Source organism: Streptomyces triticagri, from assembly GCF_003429565.1.
GTDB classification, from domain to species: Bacteria; Actinomycetota; Actinomycetes; order Streptomycetales; family Streptomycetaceae; genus Streptomyces; species Streptomyces triticagri.
In genome coordinates, this window is record NZ_QUAK01000233.1 from 34,192 (window position 1) to 49,323 (window position 15,132).

The 15,132-nt window shown below is 69.2% G+C and carries 19 protein-coding genes, 1 tRNA gene and 2 pseudogenes; 6 read left to right on the plus strand and 16 right to left on the minus strand.

The window, feature by feature from the left end:
• Window positions 1-135: 135 nt before the first annotated feature.
• Window positions 136-1,143 (plus strand): Yip1 family protein, encoded by a 1,008-nt coding sequence (locus DY218_RS31225; RefSeq protein ID WP_128559535.1) that lies wholly within the window; start codon window positions 136-138, stop codon window positions 1,141-1,143.
• Between the two features lie 37 nt (window positions 1,144-1,180).
• On the opposite strand, the pseudogene DY218_RS31230 reads toward DY218_RS31225, so the two are convergent.
• Window positions 1,181-1,453: pseudogene (locus DY218_RS31230) on the minus strand (M20/M25/M40 family metallo-hydrolase); the annotation flags it as partial.
• On the opposite strand from DY218_RS31230, the pseudogene DY218_RS35515 reads away from it, so the two are divergent.
• Window positions 1,385-1,546 (plus strand): annotated as a pseudogene (locus DY218_RS35515) (IclR family transcriptional regulator); the annotation flags it as partial. The pseudogenes DY218_RS31230 and DY218_RS35515 overlap by 69 nt on opposite strands.
• A gap of 26 nt (window positions 1,547-1,572) precedes the next feature.
• Complete coding sequence (pepE, locus tag DY218_RS31240) at window positions 1,573-2,301, plus strand: dipeptidase PepE (RefSeq protein ID WP_128559536.1); 729 nt, start codon at window positions 1,573-1,575, stop codon at window positions 2,299-2,301.
• Window positions 2,302-2,359: 58 nt separating this feature from the next.
• Here the strand turns inward: pepE and DY218_RS31245 are convergent, their stop codons facing one another.
• The 3 genes from DY218_RS31245 to dcd form a co-directional block, all read right to left on the minus strand.
• On the minus strand, window positions 2,360-4,270 hold the full coding sequence (locus DY218_RS31245) for an ABC transporter ATP-binding protein (protein WP_128559537.1): 1,911 nt from the start codon (window positions 4,268-4,270) through the stop codon (window positions 2,360-2,362).
• A gap of 308 nt (window positions 4,271-4,578) precedes the next feature.
• Window positions 4,579-5,076: a phosphoribosyltransferase gene (locus DY218_RS31250; RefSeq protein ID WP_128559538.1), complete on the minus strand. Its 498-nt coding sequence runs from the start codon at window positions 5,074-5,076 to the stop codon at window positions 4,579-4,581.
• Window positions 5,077-5,083: 7 nt separating this feature from the next.
• Window positions 5,084-5,659 (minus strand): dCTP deaminase, encoded by a 576-nt coding sequence (gene dcd, locus DY218_RS31255; RefSeq protein ID WP_119295006.1) that lies wholly within the window; start codon window positions 5,657-5,659, stop codon window positions 5,084-5,086.
• Between the two features lie 577 nt (window positions 5,660-6,236).
• On the opposite strand from dcd, the gene DY218_RS31260 reads away from it, so the two are divergent.
• Window positions 6,237-6,310: transfer RNA gene (locus DY218_RS31260), tRNA-Gly, on the plus strand.
• Between the two features lie 51 nt (window positions 6,311-6,361).
• On the opposite strand, the gene DY218_RS31265 is transcribed toward DY218_RS31260, so the two are convergent.
• From DY218_RS31265 to DY218_RS31315, 11 genes are all read right to left on the minus strand, one after another.
• Entirely contained in the window at window positions 6,362-7,534 is a 1,173-nt protein-coding gene (locus DY218_RS31265; protein ID WP_128559539.1) for a tyrosine-type recombinase/integrase, read from the minus strand.
• Window positions 7,534-7,746 carry an excisionase family DNA-binding protein gene (locus tag DY218_RS31270; RefSeq protein WP_128559540.1) on the minus strand — a complete coding sequence of 71 codons (213 nt, stop codon included), beginning with the start codon at window positions 7,744-7,746 and terminating at the stop codon, window positions 7,534-7,536. The genes DY218_RS31265 and DY218_RS31270 overlap by 1 nt, the downstream gene beginning before the upstream one ends.
• The gene (gene repSA / locus DY218_RS31275; protein ID WP_128559541.1) at window positions 7,739-9,124 is read right to left on the minus strand and encodes a replication initiator protein RepSA; all 1,386 of its coding nucleotides are present in this window, start codon (window positions 9,122-9,124) and stop codon (window positions 7,739-7,741) included. The genes DY218_RS31270 and repSA overlap by 8 nt, the downstream gene beginning before the upstream one ends.
• Complete coding sequence (locus DY218_RS31280) at window positions 9,117-9,308, minus strand: hypothetical protein (protein ID WP_128559542.1); 192 nt, start codon at window positions 9,306-9,308, stop codon at window positions 9,117-9,119. The genes repSA and DY218_RS31280 overlap by 8 nt, the downstream gene beginning before the upstream one ends.
• An 89-nt stretch (window positions 9,309-9,397) precedes the next feature.
• Window positions 9,398-9,721, minus strand: a complete 324-nt coding sequence (locus DY218_RS31285) for a SpdD-like protein (protein WP_128559543.1) — start codon at window positions 9,719-9,721, stop codon at window positions 9,398-9,400.
• A 30-nt stretch (window positions 9,722-9,751) separates the two neighbouring features.
• On the minus strand, window positions 9,752-9,907 hold the full coding sequence (locus DY218_RS31290) for a hypothetical protein (protein ID WP_128559544.1): 156 nt from the start codon (window positions 9,905-9,907) through the stop codon (window positions 9,752-9,754).
• Window positions 9,908-9,922: 15 nt separating this feature from the next.
• The gene (locus DY218_RS31295; protein ID WP_128559545.1) at window positions 9,923-10,117 is read right to left on the minus strand and encodes a mobile element transfer protein; all 195 of its coding nucleotides are present in this window, start codon (window positions 10,115-10,117) and stop codon (window positions 9,923-9,925) included.
• A gap of 21 nt (window positions 10,118-10,138) precedes the next feature.
• On the minus strand, window positions 10,139-10,768 hold the full coding sequence (locus DY218_RS31300) for a DUF2637 domain-containing protein (protein ID WP_128559546.1): 630 nt from the start codon (window positions 10,766-10,768) through the stop codon (window positions 10,139-10,141).
• 259 nt (window positions 10,769-11,027) lie between these two features.
• On the minus strand, window positions 11,028-11,210 hold the full coding sequence (locus DY218_RS31305; RefSeq protein ID WP_128559547.1) for a hypothetical protein: 183 nt from the start codon (window positions 11,208-11,210) through the stop codon (window positions 11,028-11,030).
• Window positions 11,211-11,298: 88 nt separating this feature from the next.
• Window positions 11,299-12,654 carry an FtsK/SpoIIIE domain-containing protein gene (locus DY218_RS31310; RefSeq protein ID WP_128559548.1) on the minus strand — a complete coding sequence of 452 codons (1,356 nt, stop codon included), beginning with the start codon at window positions 12,652-12,654 and terminating at the stop codon, window positions 11,299-11,301.
• A gap of 2 nt (window positions 12,655-12,656) precedes the next feature.
• Window positions 12,657-13,016 carry an SCO3933 family regulatory protein gene (locus DY218_RS31315; RefSeq protein ID WP_128559549.1) on the minus strand — a complete coding sequence of 120 codons (360 nt, stop codon included), beginning with the start codon at window positions 13,014-13,016 and terminating at the stop codon, window positions 12,657-12,659.
• 168 nt (window positions 13,017-13,184) lie between these two features.
• Here DY218_RS31315 and DY218_RS31320 point away from each other — a divergent pair, with 168 nt between their 5' ends.
• Both DY218_RS31320 and DY218_RS31325 read left to right on the plus strand, forming a co-directional pair.
• Window positions 13,185-13,916 carry a helix-turn-helix domain-containing protein gene (locus DY218_RS31320; RefSeq protein ID WP_128559550.1) on the plus strand — a complete coding sequence of 244 codons (732 nt, stop codon included), beginning with the start codon at window positions 13,185-13,187 and terminating at the stop codon, window positions 13,914-13,916.
• A 34-nt stretch (window positions 13,917-13,950) separates the two neighbouring features.
• Window positions 13,951-14,421: an NUDIX hydrolase gene (locus DY218_RS31325; RefSeq protein ID WP_128559551.1), complete on the plus strand. Its 471-nt coding sequence runs from the start codon at window positions 13,951-13,953 to the stop codon at window positions 14,419-14,421.
• On the opposite strand, the gene DY218_RS31330 is transcribed toward DY218_RS31325, so the two are convergent.
• Window positions 14,422-14,973, minus strand: coding sequence for an HD domain-containing protein (locus tag DY218_RS31330; RefSeq protein ID WP_128559552.1), 552 nt, complete (start codon window positions 14,971-14,973; stop codon window positions 14,422-14,424).
• Between the last annotated feature and the right edge of the window lie 159 nt (window positions 14,974-15,132).

Below are 15,132 nucleotides of genomic sequence, written 5' to 3' on the forward strand. Positions count from 1 at the left end.
ACCCGGTATTTCCAGCCCACCCAGTATTTCCAGCCCGTCCGGCGTTTGAGGACATCTTCTAGAAGCCCGCACCGAGCAACGGGGAGGCACCCTCAAGACCCCCCTAGGGCTCCCCCGTAAGGGTTCCCCTAGGGGATGTCACAGCTAGGCGGCAATGGCCCTGAGTTACGCCCACCCCCACACCGCGCCCCCGCGAGACCAGGTACGTTCGAAGACGTGGCTGGATTCAGGATCGGACGCGGCCGGGACAACCGCTCGAGGCAACCGCACCCGCAACAACCCCCGCAGCAGCCGTACGGCGGACAGCCGTACGGCGGCCCACCCGCGCCGCCGTACGGAGGGCCCCAGCAGTACCAGGGCGGCGGGCCCGCACCGCAGCAGTGGCCCCAGGCCGGCGGCGGTCACCACGGCCACAACGGGTACGGCGGCCCCCAGGGCGCGCACGGCGAGCCGGAGTACTTCGACCCGTACCAGCAAGGCGGCGCCCCCCAGGACCCGTACGCGGCGAACAACCCGGGTCACACCCAGGCCTTCAGCATCGGCGAGGACCCGTACGGCGGCGGCCAGACCTACCGGGCCGGCCAGACCGGCGCTCCCGCGGGACCGCGGCTGCACTGGAAGGCGCTGCTCAAGGGCGTGATCACCCGCCCGGGCCCGACCTTCCTGCAGATGCGCGACCACAGCATGTGGGGCCCCGCGATCATCGTGACCTTCCTCTACGGCCTGCTGGCCGTGTTCGGCTTCGACGGAGCCCGCGAGGAAGCGATCAACGCGACCCTGGCGACCAGCGTCCCGATCGTCCTGACCACCGGCGTCGCGGTCGTCATCAGCGCCCTGGTGCTCGGTGCGGTCACCCACACCCTGGCCCGCCAGCTGGGCGGCGACGGTGCGTGGCAGCCCACGGTCGGCCTGTCCATGCTGATCATGTCGCTCACCGACGCACCGCGGCTGTTCTTCGCGATGTTCCTCGGCGGCGACGCGACCCTGGTGCAGATGATCGGCTGGGCGACCTGGGTCGGGGCGGGCGCGCTGTTCACCATGATGGTGAGCCGCTCGCACGACCTGCCGTGGCCCAAGGCGCTCGCCGCCTCCTCGATCCAGCTGATCGCGCTTCTCTCGCTGATCAAGCTCGGCGCGTTCTGAGCCCGCCGCCCCGGCCGCGTACGAAGGGCGGCCGGGGTCAGCAGCTCTGCCGGAGCCGGGTCATCACGCCGACCCCGAACCGCAGCCCGTCGAGGGGCACCCGCTCGTCGACACCGTGGAAGAGCCGGCCGTGATCCAGATCGTGCGGCAGCTTCAGTCCCTTGAAACCGAAGCAGCGGATGCCCAGCTTCGTGAACGCCTTGGCATCCGTACCGCCCGGATTGCAGTACGGCACCGCCGATTCCTCGGCCGCGAGCCCTACGGGAGCCTCAGCCTCGGCGCCGCCAAGGACCGCTTCCCGGACGGGTCCGAGGGCCGCCTCGACGCACTCCGCCACGCCGCCCGCCTCCTGGAGCAGCGCCTCACCCACCCACCCCAGCGCGCCCGCCGCGCCGCCGCCTGAACCAATTCCCCTACCAGGAGCCCGAGTTGCCCAGCCCCGACCTCCTCCTGCTCTCCAACTCCACCCAGCACGGACGCGTTTACCTCGCCCACGCCCTGGACACCGTCACCGGCTTCCTGTCGGCCGGCGCCCGGCTCGCCTTCGTGCCGTACGCCCTCGCCGACCACGACGCCTACACGGCCAAGGTCCGCGAGGCGCTCACCGACAGCGGCATCGCCGTGCACGGCGTGCACGAGGACGGTGATCCGCTCGCCGCGCTCGCCCGGGCCGACGCGGTCTTCGTCGGCGGCGGCAACTCCTTCCGGCTGCTCAAGGCCCTGTACGGGACGGGCCTGCGGGACGCCCTGATCGCCGCGGCCCGCGACGGCCTGCCGTACATGGGCGCGAGCGCCGGCACCAACATGGCGGCCCCCACCCTGCGCACCACCAACGACATGCCCATCGTGCAGCCCCCGTCCTTCGAGACCCTCGGCCTCGTCCCCTTCCAGATCAACCCGCACTATCTGGACCCGGATCCGGCCTCCACCCACAAGGGCGAGACCCGCGAGGAACGCCTCACCGAATTCCTCGAGGAGAACGACGTCCCCGTACTCGCCCTGCGCGAGGGCTCCTGGCTCCGCGTGCAGGGCGACCGCGCCACGCTCGGCGGCACCCGCCCCGCCCGCCTCTTCACCCGCCCGACACCCCCGCGCGAACTCCCCGCGGGCAGCGACCTCTCCGAACTCCTCACCACCCGGGGCCACTTCGACAGCTGAGCCACACTCGCCCGGTGCGGGACCCGCGGCCAGCGGGCGACGTCCGGGCGACACCCCCCTAGCGATCCTGGGCCAGACCCACCAGCTCGGCGAACAACCCTCCCCCGGCGAGCAGTTCGTCGTACGACCCCTGCTCCACAACCCGCCCTTCCCGCAGCACGACGATGCGGTCCGCGAGGCGGGTGTTCTCCAGCTGGTGGGTCACCACGACCGTCATCCGCTCGGCGGCGATCCGCTTGATCTCCAGGAAGATCCGGCGCTCGCCGCGCGGATCCATCTGCGAGGTCGGCTCGTCCAGGATCAGCAGCGGCGTGCGCCGGTACAGCGCCCGCCCGCACGCGAGCCGCTGCCACTGCCCGCCCGACAGCTCGGCCCCGCCCCACAACTCCTTGGCGAGCAGCGTGTCCAGCTGCCGCGGCAGCTTCTCCACCGCATCGCGCATCCCGACCGCGTCGACCGCCCGCCACACCTCCGCGTCGTCGAACGTCCTCGGCTGCCCGAGCGTGATGTTCTCCCTGGCGCGCAGCGGCCAGCAGGCGAAGTTCTGCGGGACGAACGCCGTACGCCGCCACACCGCGTCCGGGTCCGCATCGGCCAGGTCCACGCCGTCCCACAGGACCCGTCCCTTCTCGGCGAGCAGCACTCCGGTGATCAGCCGGGCCAGGGTGGACTTGCCGCTGCCGTTCTCGCCCACGATCGCCAGGATCTCGCCGCGGCGCAGCGTGAGCGACACCCCGTCCACGGCCGGCTCCTCCTTGCCCGGGTAGCGGTGCACGACCTCCTCGAGGCGGATCTCGTCGACCCGCTCGGGGATCGTCGCCGTGCCCCTGCGCGGAGCACGCTCCGCCGCCGCGTCGAGAAAGCCCCGCATATCGGCCAGATACAGCGAGGTGTGGAACATCGCCGCACCGTGGATCACGAACTGCGAGAGCGCGCCGAGCGTCGTCTGCACCGCCACCACCGCCGTCGCCGCCACCGGCAGGGCGATCCGCCCGGTCGTCGCGAGCCAGGCGAGCGTCGCCCAGGTGGCGAGCAGGAACAGCCCGCCGAGCGCGCTGGTCGAGAGCGCGATGCGGAGCATCCGCGGGGCCGCCGTCAGGGTCCGCTCGTCGATCCGGTCGGACAGACTGCGGTACCAGTAACCCAGGTACCCGGTCATGCCGTTGGCCCGCACCTCGTCGCCGAACCGGGAGTACGTGGCCCACCAGCGCATCATCGACCGGACGTTGCGATCCCCCACGTTCGCGTAATGCGTCTCGTAGTCCACGCGCGCGGAGAGCACGGCACCGACGCCGGCCGGCAGTACGGCGAGCAGCAGGAGCGGAAGCAGCATCCAGTGCAGTGCCGTGATCACCCCGCTCGCGGCGATCATCCGCACCAGGGCGGCCAGGAACCGCTGAGCGTCCTGGACCATCAACCGCGTGCGCGTCACCCCGACTTCGGCCGCCTCCTGCCGGTCGGCGAAGCCGTCCTCGCCGTACGCCGAGGCCTCGACCCGGCACACGGCGGCCACCAGGGCCACATCCGCCTCGGTGGTGAGCCGCGGCGTGATCCGGCCGTCCGCGTACGAGGCGAGGGCGCTGCCGGTCCGGGCGAGACCGGCAGCTGTGGCCACCACGACCAGGGCAGGCAGCGCGGCACCGAGACGCTCGGACACGGCGCCGGTGCCGAGCAGATGAGTCATCGCCCGCGCCGTGAACGCGAGCACCACGGCGGCCGCCGCACCGGTGAGGAGCTGGCACACGAGAAGCAGCACCACAGCAGGCCGATCGACGGCCCAGGCCATCCGGGCGGTGCGCCACAGCACCGCGGGCAGCCGCCGGCACATCGCCCCGAAACCGGTCCCCGCCAGCGGATTCCTGGCGTGCTTGCCCTCGAAGCTGATCAGCGCCGGGGGCGGTGGAGGCGGCTTCGGAGCCTCGGCGGTCGAGTCCCCTGCGTGGGCGGTCGAGGCATCGGTCGCAGTCACCCTGCATCCCTCCCTCAGGACGGTGCCGAGCCCGGACGGCTCGGCGATGCACGGCTCAACGACCGGTGATGCGATTCGAACGCGCTCGAATTCGGACGCGCGGATGCCCGGCAATCCCAAGGCCTCGAACGCACGGCCGTTACGCCACAGGGCCTCGGCGCACCATGCCCGTGGCCGAATCGCCGCCTCTGTGACGCGTGAGACTCACGAGGTTCGCGTACGACTCACGAGGGTCGCTGTACGACTCACGAGGTTCGCGTACGACTCACGAGGTTCCCGGCACTACTGGGGGGGGTGACCGACAGACGTCAGGCGTCCAGCACCTGACCGGCCCTGCGCACCACCGGATCCTGCACGCTCCACGGGAAGTTGATCCACTCGTCCGTGCGCTTCCACACGTACTCGCACTTCACCAGAGACTGCGGCTTCTCGTAGACGACCGCGCTGCGCACCTCGGCGACGTGGTCGAGGCAGAAGTCGTGGACCAGCTTCAGCGTCTTGCCGGTGTCGGCGACGTCGTCGGCGATCAGGACCTTCTTGTTGGAGAAGTCGATCGCGTTCGGCACCGGGGCGAGCATCACGGGCATCTCGAGCGTGGTGCCGACACCGGTGTAGAACTCCACGTTCACCAGGTGGATGTTCTTGCAGTCCAGGGCGTACGCCAGACCGCCCGCGACGAAGACACCGCCGCGCGCGATGCTCAGGATCACATCCGGCTCGTAGCCGTCGTCGGCCACGGCCTGGGCCAGTTCACGTACGGCGACGCCGAACTTCTCGTACGTAAGGTTCTCGCGTACGTCACTCATGCCGACGTCACACCTGCGTTCTGTGAAAGTTGAGGAAGGACCGCGAGGCCGTCGGCCCGCGCTGCCCCTGATACCGGGACCCGTAGCGCTCGCTCCCGTACGGGAACTCCGCCGGCGACGAGAGGCGGAACATGCACAGCTGGCCGATCTTCATCCCGGGCCAGAGCTTGATCGGCAGCGTCGCCAGATTCGACAGCTCCAGCGTCACGTGCCCGGAGAAACCCGGGTCGATGAAGCCGGCCGTGGAGTGCGTCACGAGCCCGAGCCGGCCGAGGCTCGACTTGCCCTCCAGCCTGCTCGCCAGATCGTCCGGCAGCGTGATGACCTCGTACGTCGACGCCAGCACGAACTCACCGGGATGCAGGATGAACGGCTCGTCCCCGTCCGGCTCGACCATCCGCGTCAGATCGGTCTGCTCGACCGCCGGGTCGATGTGCGGATAGCGGTGATTCTCGAACACCCGGAAATAGCGGTCGAGCCGCACATCGATACTCGAGGGCTGGACCATCGACGCGTCGTACGGATCGATCCGCACCCGCCCGGCATCGATCTCCGCCCGAATGTCCTTGTCTGAGAGAAGCACGCACCGAGGATACGCACGTGGCGCGGGCGCCCAGTAATCCGGACCCGCGCCACTTCGACGATCACCACCCGACCCCGCCCCGCTGCGGGTCAGCGGCCGGCCGGCTCCACGGGGACGGCGTGCCGCAGCCGGGCGCAGCGTGGACACCGGATCAGCCGGCCGGGTCCGATCCGGTCCGCCCCGAGCTGCTGCATCGGAAACGAAGCGGTGCTGAACACATGCCCCTCGGCACACCGGACAACGGTCGTACGCTCCATCAAGTCTCGAGTCCCTTCCCCAACACCGACCGGTGGGCGACACCGGCCGACGGGCCGCGACGCCCTTGCGGGCAGACGGCGTTCGGCTGACGTTCGGGGCGCACATTACGGGATGAAAGGGACGGCTCTCCAGGCGGCACACCCACCATCACACCGGCACCTCCGGACCCACCACGCTACGCCCCAACTCCGGCGCCCCGCAGCCCCGTCCACCCTCGCCGCACACCCCCCACACAGCACAAAGGCCCCACGGCGCAAGCACCGGGGACCATGGATGGGGTATCGTGAGCGCAGCCACGGCGCCTCCAGGGCCGTGCCGCGCGGGTGTAGTTTAATGGTAGAACATGAGCTTCCCAAGCTCAGAGCGCGGGTTCGATTCCCGTCACCCGCTCCACGACAAACCCCCAGGTCAGTGACCCGGGGGTTGTTTGTTGTCTAGACCGTTCTAAGCGTCTCGTGCCCGTTGCGTGCCCGATGCCTGATCGTCGTCCTTGGCCGCGGCCTTCTTCCGCTCGGCGCGCACGCGATCCGCGATGCCGTCGGCAACCTCTTGCTGTCGCTCAAGGTTCGAGTGCTGATAGATCATCGCGGCCTTCTCGGACGACTGCCCGGCGCGCACCATCGTGTCCTTGAGGGTGGCGCCGGACTGGGTCGAGAGCGTGTGGCCCGTGTGCCTTAGGTCATAAAACCGAAAGGTGTCCGGCAGGCCGACCTTGGCCCGAGCCTTGCGCCACTTCCGGCCGAACGTGGAGCGCCGGAAGGGTGCCTTGCGCTCACCTACGAAGAGCAGCCCGTCCGGCTTCTGCTCGGCGTACCAAGCAAGGTGCCGCTTCACGTCCTTCTCCATGAACGATGGCAGCACGATGAACCGCTTCCCGGCGCGGGACTTGGTATCTCCGGGCACGCGCCGACCGGTGTTCAGCTCCGGTTCCGCGCTCCGGATCCAGACGCCGAGAGGTTCGAGGCTGACGTCGGGGCGGCGGAGTGCGGCCTGTTCTTCCGGGCGTGCGGGGCCGTAGGCACCGATGTAGATCATCAGTCGCCAGCGCGGGCCCATCGCGTCGGCCAGGTCATCCACTTGCTCGACTGTGGCGGTCGGGCGCTCTTCCGGGTTCTCCTGCCCGGCGCCCTTGATCCGGCACGGGTTGCGGCGGATCAGTTCGTCATCCACTGCGGTCTCCATGATCGCCTTGACCAAGCGGTAGCACTTGGCGACCGTGCTGTGCGCGCCGTCCGTCGCATCGAGTCGCTCGGAGCGCCAGGAGCGCACCAGGGGCGCGGTGATCTCGTCCAGGTCGAGGGCGCCGAAGGTGGGGAGGATGTGCAGGCGCAGGTTCCGCCGGTAGAGCTCTTCGGTGGTCGGCGAGAGACGACGGTCCTTCACCCACTGCATGGCGTACTCGCGGAAGTTGACGGCACCGGCGTCCGGGTCGGCCCAGTCTCCGCGACGGATCTCCGACTGTCGTTCAGCAAGCCAGTCGTCCGCGTCGCCCTTGGTCGCGAAAGTGAACGGCGCAGGTCGGTCCATGCCATCCGGCCCCAGATAGCGAGCCTGATAGCGGCCGGACGGAAGTTTACGGATGCGGCCGAAGCGCCGCTTCTTGCCCTTGCCCGCCATCAGGCAGCCCTGCCGTAGCGCGAGCGCCGACGCCGAACAGGCTCCACGGTGTGGCTCGCGATGTAGTCCCGTACGGCGCTCTCGGGTATCCGGACGTGGCGGCCGACCTTCACGTACTTGATCCGCCGCTCTTCGATCAGCCGTCGCGGGAAGCGCACCGAGGTGCCGAGTACGGCGGCGACTTGGGTGACGCTCAGGTAGCGGTCATTCATGGTGGTGCGCTCCTTCCAGGGCCAGTTGGTCGCGTAGTGCTTCGCGTGCGGTGTCGCGGTTGGTCTGGAGGTTGCGGGCGATGGTGGCGGCGAGAGCGGATTCACCCGGGGTGTGGCCGTGTCCGGCGTACTGCCAGTCGGCGAGGACCAAGACGGTGTCGGGTGTGTGGTCGTCGAGGTCGAGGGCGGCGCGTTCTTGGGCTGCGCGGTAGTCGGCGCGGGTCTGGCGGAGGTTGCCGAGGGTGGTGGAGTAGCGGCGGGACTTGGAGGAGAAGTGGCCGCGGAAGCCGAGCATGTGCGCCCAGGCCCAGAGACGGCGTTCGGGGTAGAGGGGGTCGAGGTGCTTGCAGGCTTCGATGAGTCGGCGGGTGTGGTCGGGGACGTGGTGGCGGTCGAGTTCGGAGAGTTCACCGATGCGGTGGTCGAGGGTGCCGGTGTTCTCTGCTGCTTTGGTGGCGTACTTGGCGACGTAGGAGGCGACGGCCTGTTCGGTGATGTCGGAGCCGTCCCCGAACGCTTGGATGGGGCGGATGTCGAGTTGTTGGCCCCAGCGAAACGGCCGGCACGGCTCATCGTCGGCGGCCGGGACCGTGACGGTCGTGTACGAGTGGGCAACCGCAGCACGGATCGAATCGGTGAGCGTGCCGGTGGTAGCCCAGGCCGGAGGGGGATCCTCGGGACCGTCGGGTCCGTCGATGCGGATCACTGCGTGGAAGTGGATCGCTCCGCGCTTTTGGAACTCGGCGACCTTGCCGTAGGAGAGGCGGGCGGTTTCCTTCAGCTCGCGTTGGGTAATCCCGGCGCGGGAGGCGAGTTCGCGGCGGAGTCGGTTGGCGAAGCGGTGCCACAGGTCCCCGGCGTGGTTGTTGAACAGCACGGCACCGGCGTAGTCGTAGGTGGCGGGGTCGAGGGCGGTCCCGAGTGCGGGGTCGTTTTCGGGGTGGTGGGTGCCGCAGCGGCAGGTTCCGGAGTCGGGGCGATTGTGGACGGGCCCGAAGCTCGGGGCGGTCAACGTGGCGAAGACCCGGGGATGTTCACGCACCGTGGCGGGGATGTCCCGGCGGTCGTCGCCAGCAAGCCCGGCACGGATCAGGTGGTAGGTGTCTCCGGCGTACGTGAACGCGCAGGACGGGCAGCGCGATGCACGCCGGTTCCCGCAGGCAAGGCGGAGACGCCCGCCCGGCTCACCCTCGGTCGAGTACCGGTGCAGAGTCTCCCCAGTGACCTTGTCCTTGGTGACAGTCCAGCCGGTGAGGTGGATGGGATCGGCGCAGCCGCCGGTGTGTTGGATCTGTTCGTGCCAGCGGTCGTAGTCGTCTGCTCCGGCCACCCTTAGCAGGTCGCGGAGGGTGAGCGGGTCGAGGAGGGGGTTAGACACGGGCACGCTCCCGTACCGGTGCCGTGGTCGGGCGGGTGGTGCCGGTGCCGTGGCAGGTGGGGCAGTGGGCGGTGATGGTGTGCAGGTGACCGTGCCGGTTGCGTCCGCCGAGGGTGATGGCGGCGGAGGCGAAGCCGTCGCAGGACGGGCAGATCCGACCGGCGGGGTGGGTGGGTTGAGTCATGATGGTGGTTCCTTCCGGATCGGTTGGTTCGGTAGGGGCAGGGCTCCCGGGCGGTTGAGACTTGGCGGTTGAGGCCGCCCGGGAGCCGGTCAGCGTCGGGTGTCGGTGCGCATGAGTGAGCGGATGACCAGGGCGCAGACGGTGACGGATGCGCCGGTGATGGCGACGGCGAGGAGCATCGAGACCACCACCGCCCCGACGACGAGAACCGCAGCCGTGCCACCACCGACGGCGAGCGCGAGGGCACCGGGGGTGAACTGCACTGTCGGACGCGCTGGAGCGGGAGCCGGAGCAGTTGCCAGAGGGCCCGGAGCCGGAGTGTGGTGGGCGACGGTGGTCGGCTCGATCACCCTGGCGGGCGGAGTGACTTGACCAGTCGGGGTCGGCATGGTCGGAACCTTCGGGCGGAACATGATCGGTTCTCCTTTCGCGGGTGCAGTGGGTTACTTGACGGCGGTGTCGACGACAGGGGCGAACAGACTGTCGGCGAGGAGGTAGCCGCCGAGGAGGAGCAGGGCGACGAGCCAGATCGGTGGGCGGAAGAGTTTGCAGCCGAGATAGCCGACGACGATCAGGGCGAGCCAGAGCGGGACCTGCATGACGAGTCCTTCGGGTCAGTGGGCGATGCGGCAGCGGTGGGTGCGGGCGGCGAGCTGGGCGGCCGACGACGAGGAGTAGTCGGCGGACCAGCCGCAGCGGTCGGCGGTGCAGACGGCGGAGTGTTTGGTGTGGCCGTGGCGGTCGCGGCGGACGCCGATCTGGACGGGTCCGATGCGGATCACGGAGTGGAAGTGGTCGCGAGCGGGCATGGCGGTATCTCCCTTGTCGGGTCAGGTGAGTTGGGCGGCGATGGCGTCGGCCATCGGGGCGGGGACTCCGAGGCGGGTGCGCAGGGTGTCGGTGTCGATCGGTGTGCCGGTGCGGGTGTGGTGGTCGTCGGCGACCTTGCGGGCATGCGTCACCAAGGCGGGCGGGACCGCGACCGGAGTCGAGACCGGGGGTGGTCCGGCGGGCGGATCAACGGCCGGTTCGGGATTTGGGGTGAGAGTGGTCTCGGAAGGCGCGGCGGGCGTCGTCGTTTCGGCCGGCATAACCGGCTCCGGGGCGGTGTGGGCGAGGAGGGTTCCGCCGAGGAAGGCGAGGGCGGGCCACCCAGCGACGCCGAACCGGAGCCACGCGGGCGGGTGTTGGAGGTCGAGGAATCCGGCGGTGGCGACGTTTGCACCGAGCGAGGCGACCAGGGCGACGACGAACCAGCACCAAGCCAGCCGCGTGGTTCCACCGTGGCGGAGTCGGCGCCAGGCGACGACGAGGAGCAGGTCCACGCTGATCGGATACGCCCAGGCCTTCCATCCGGTCTGCCCGGCAGCCGCGGCAACCTCTTGCAGGTGGGCGAAGGAGAGAGCACCGGCGATCACGGCCTGAACGAGTACGGCGTCGAGACGGAATCCGCGGACCATGGCGGTCACCTTCTTGATCGAGGGATGAGAGCCGGGACGGGGCGGGGATGCGATGTCCGGCCGCCCGGTCCCGGCGAGCGGGATCACTCGGAGGCGTGGCCGGTGCCGAGGCAGGCCAGGCACATGCCGGTCTGCTCACCGATGACGCGGCGGCTTCGGCCGACCCGGACCAGGCGGGAAACCTCTCCCGCGCCCTTGCACGGTTCGCACGGCGCAGGCCGCGGACGACGCGTACGGGGCTTCCTCTCCGTGGCCACGATCACCACCCGCCGGGGTAGTCGAGGCCGACGCCGTCGGCGGGCGGCGGCTCAGGCAGCGATGCAGCCAGGCACGGGCCGACGACGTCGATGAACAAGCCGTCCGCGCACGCGGTGTCGCTGTACAGGGCCAGGTCGGCGAGCAGGGCCACGGTGCGGTTGAAGTCCGCGCAGTCCTCACACATCACGCACTCCCTTCCAAGAGCGTTGGGGCATGGGCGGGGTAGGGACCCGGCGCGAAACGGTCACGCCAGCCGGTGGAACTGGGGCGAGTCAGGCGGCGGTGGGAGTCTTCTCGACCGCCGGGGCAGGCACCGGGGCAAGGTGCGGGACCACGGGCCGGAAGTCGGCGAGTGCGGGCACGTCGGGGGTGCGGTGCGCGTGCCGGTTGCAGGCGTTCACGGCCTGTCGCAGCGTCGTGTGCGGAGCCCGGATGCGGGACCATCCCCCCGCCATATCCGCCGCCACAGCGACTCCCGGCGTCTCGGTAGCAATCTGGACCGCAGCCAGAACCGCATCCGGGGCGATGTCACCGAACGCCATATTCGCCGACGTCTCATCGTTCACGCGGTGGGCGGTACGGCCGGTGAGCTGGGCCCGCAGCATGGTGATGCCCTTGCCGAGCTCGGAGCCGAAGCGCTGACCGCAGATCTCCAGATACACACCCGCCGCACGACCGAGTTGAGCGAGGCGCACCACGCTGGTGATGATCCGGTCCCGGCGCTTTTCCTCATCCCGGTTCGCGTACAGGGCGAGTTCGGCCACCTCATCCACGATCACCACCAGCGGGACCGGGCGGATGTCCTCGGGCAGGTCCCAGATGTCAGCGGCGATCTCCGCATCCGGGATGTCCGCGCTGATCCGCTGGTGTGCCCGGATCAGTTCGTACACGTCCTGCATGTGCCTCACCAACGCGGCCAGCAAGTCATGCGCAGTGTCCGGATCATCGGCGAGAGCGGTGAAGCGTCGGGCCATCGGGGCTTGTTCGACACCTTGCTTGCAGTCGATGCCGACCAATGCCACGTCCTGCGGGGCGAGTTCGGTGATGAGGTTGCGCTGATACACGGATTTGCCGGACTCCGTAGCGCCGAGGGTGAGGGCGTGCGGGACGCGGCGGTAGTCGCGGTAGTGCACACCACCGTCCTCCCGCATCGCGACCGGCACTCGCACCGCAGACCGTTCAGCTCTCGCGGGCATCTGCACGCGCTTGAGCACGTCGTAGCCGGTCATCGCGATCTCCACGACGCCCGCCCGCAGCTCACGCGACGACACTCCGTACATGCCGAACGAATGCCGGAGTCGATCCGTCGATGCGGATACGTCGAAGGCGTCCTGACCGGCACGGAGCTTGATCCGCAGGACCAGACCGGTCCGTGTCGGCCGCAGCCGCAGGATTCGCGGGGACCGTGGGCCGGGAATGGGCCGGTTGGTCAGCCGAGCCAAGGTCAGCTGCCATCGAGCAGGCGGGACGGTCAGACCACAGGCGTCCATCACCGACCGGTAGCGAACCAACGTCCGGAGTCCGGCGAACGTGGCCCCGAAGCTCATCCAGTACCAGGCTGGACGACGCCACCGCAGCACCAGCGCAATCACGACCATCAACCCGAGGATGATCAGCAACCGGCCCATGATCAGGCCGCCTTGGACTTCGAAGCGCCCGCAGTCTCGGCCAGTGATGTGACGGCCACCGCACGGAACGCGATGCCGTGCCGCTTCTGCCCGTTGAACTCGTTCTCCCACGGCGAGGCCACCAGGCCGGTCAGCGCGACCGGGGTGCCCATCTGCATCTCGCCGGAGAGGCCGGGCTGCGGAACGGTGACCTTGAGGATCTCCACCTCGTCGTTCGACGAGAACATGACCTCGACCGTCATCAACGTGACGCCCTCAGCGTCCGTCGCGATCTCACCGGTCCGACGATCCTTCACCTTCGGCTGCGGAGCCTTGGCCGCCATCACGGTGGCCGCCGACACGTCTACAGGAATCTGACGCATTGTCTGTTCTCCTGATTCTGCAGGGAGTTGAGAGCCGCCGTTCAGCGGTGAGATCAGGAGACCGCGAGAAGGGGTGGACGTAGTACGGTCCGTAGGGACGTTTAGGGACGTCTTTGGTTGGGGTAAAACGTCCTCAGCCGTCCACGGGTCGTACGAGAGGCACACGCCATGGCCAACGAACGCTTACGCGCTGCGATTTCAGCTCAGGGCAAGACGGTCCAGGCCGTCGCCGAACACGTCGAGGTGGACCCCAAGAGCGTGGAGCGCTGGATCACCCTCGACCGCACTCCGCACCGCCGCCACCGGTGGGCAACCGCCACGTTCCTCGGAGTTGACGAGGTCTACCTCTGGCCGGCCGTGGAGAAGCAGGTTGAGACCGCCAGTGCATCCGAGCTGGTCACGTACTACCCGCACCGCGGCGCCGTACCGGCGTCTCTGTGGTCATCACTGATCGACCAGGCGGCGAACCACGTCGAGATCCTCGTCTACGCCGGACTCTTCCTGTTCGACGGACACCCCGATCTGCCCGACCAGTTGGCCGACAAGGCGCGGGCGGGCGCCCAAGTCCGCATCCTGCTGGGGGACCCCGATTCCGAGATGATCCACCAACGCGGGGTGGAGGAAGGCATCGGCGACGACTTGGCCGCACGTGCCCGCATCACCCGGCGCTATCTCGAGCCCGCCGCCGACGTGCCCGGGGTCGAAGTCCGCTTGCACGACACGATCCTGTACAACTCGATCTACCGGTTCGACGACGACGTCTTGGTCAACCCGCACGTACTGGGAGCCCCTGCCGGGCAGAACCCGGTCCTGCACTTCCGCTACCTCCCCGGAGCCCGCACCTTCCGGCACTACATGCGGAGCTTCGACTACGCCTGGGACCGCAGCACGGCTGGATAGCCGATTCGGCCGGCATACGTGCGACGCTGGAATCATGGCCCGCGTCGACTACTTCAACGACCCGAACGCCCCCGAGGCGAACAGCATCGTCCCGTCCGTGACAGCCGTGGCCCGCGACGAGGCGGGGGGAGTCCTGCTGATCCACAAGACCGACAACGACCTGTGGGCACTGCCCGGCGGCGGGGTCGACGTCGGCGAAGCGGTCGCGGACGCGGCAGTGCGGGAGACGAAGGAAGAGACCGGGTTCGACGTCGAGGTCACTGGCCTGGTCGGTCTCTACACGAACCCGGGGCACGTGATGGCGTACGACGACGGCGAAGTCCGCCAACAGTTCTCGATCTGCTTCACAGCCCGCATCATCGGCGGCGAACTCCGCACGAGCAGCGAGAGTAAGGAAGTCGCGTTCGTGGCGCCGGACGACCTGGACGGACTGAACATCCACCCGTCGATGCGTATGCGGATCGATCACGGGTTGGCCAACCGGCCTCAGCCGTACATCGGTTGATCAGGCGCCGAGGCGAGCGCGCGTCCGCTCCACGGCACCGCCGAGGTAGGGACGGGCTTTGCTGATCGCGGTGTGCACTTCGCTACCCGCCTCGTAGCGGTCGAGGATCTCGTCAATCCGGCGGTCGAAGTCGAAGGACTGCCCAGCCGGACCGGTCGTCATATCCGCGTAGATCAACGCGTCCAGGAGCGGCGAATCCTCCCGCTCGTACACGGCCAGCTCATCCGAGAGCCCGCGCTGTTCCGCCTCGTACGTGGCCCCCGAGTGATGGGCGACCAGGCGCACCAAACGATCCGGCGCACCCTGCTGAGCCAGGTACCGAGCACCGTCCAGAGGGTGGAAGCCGGTCTGCCGGAGCTCAGGGGCGTACCCGATGTCGTGCAGCCATGCCGCGGCAACGAGGAGATCCCGTTCACCCTCGAGCACCGCATCGGCCGCTTCGCGGGCACGGGCCGCGACGGCCTGTGTGTGCAACCAGCGATTACCGAGCGGGGGCAACAGGGACTCAGCCAGTTCGGCCGCTCCTCGGGGCGTATCAACAGCAGAGGGCATGCACAGCACCGTATCCGAGCCGACCCACGAGCCGACAGGCCGGAGCTGGGGGCGCAGGCCCGAGAAGCGGACAGACTTTCTCTACTTCATCAAGACCCCCGCGCACGGCGCGGGGGCGCGCCGCCTTGCGGCGCGGCCCGCCTCCATGTCTTCGCCACC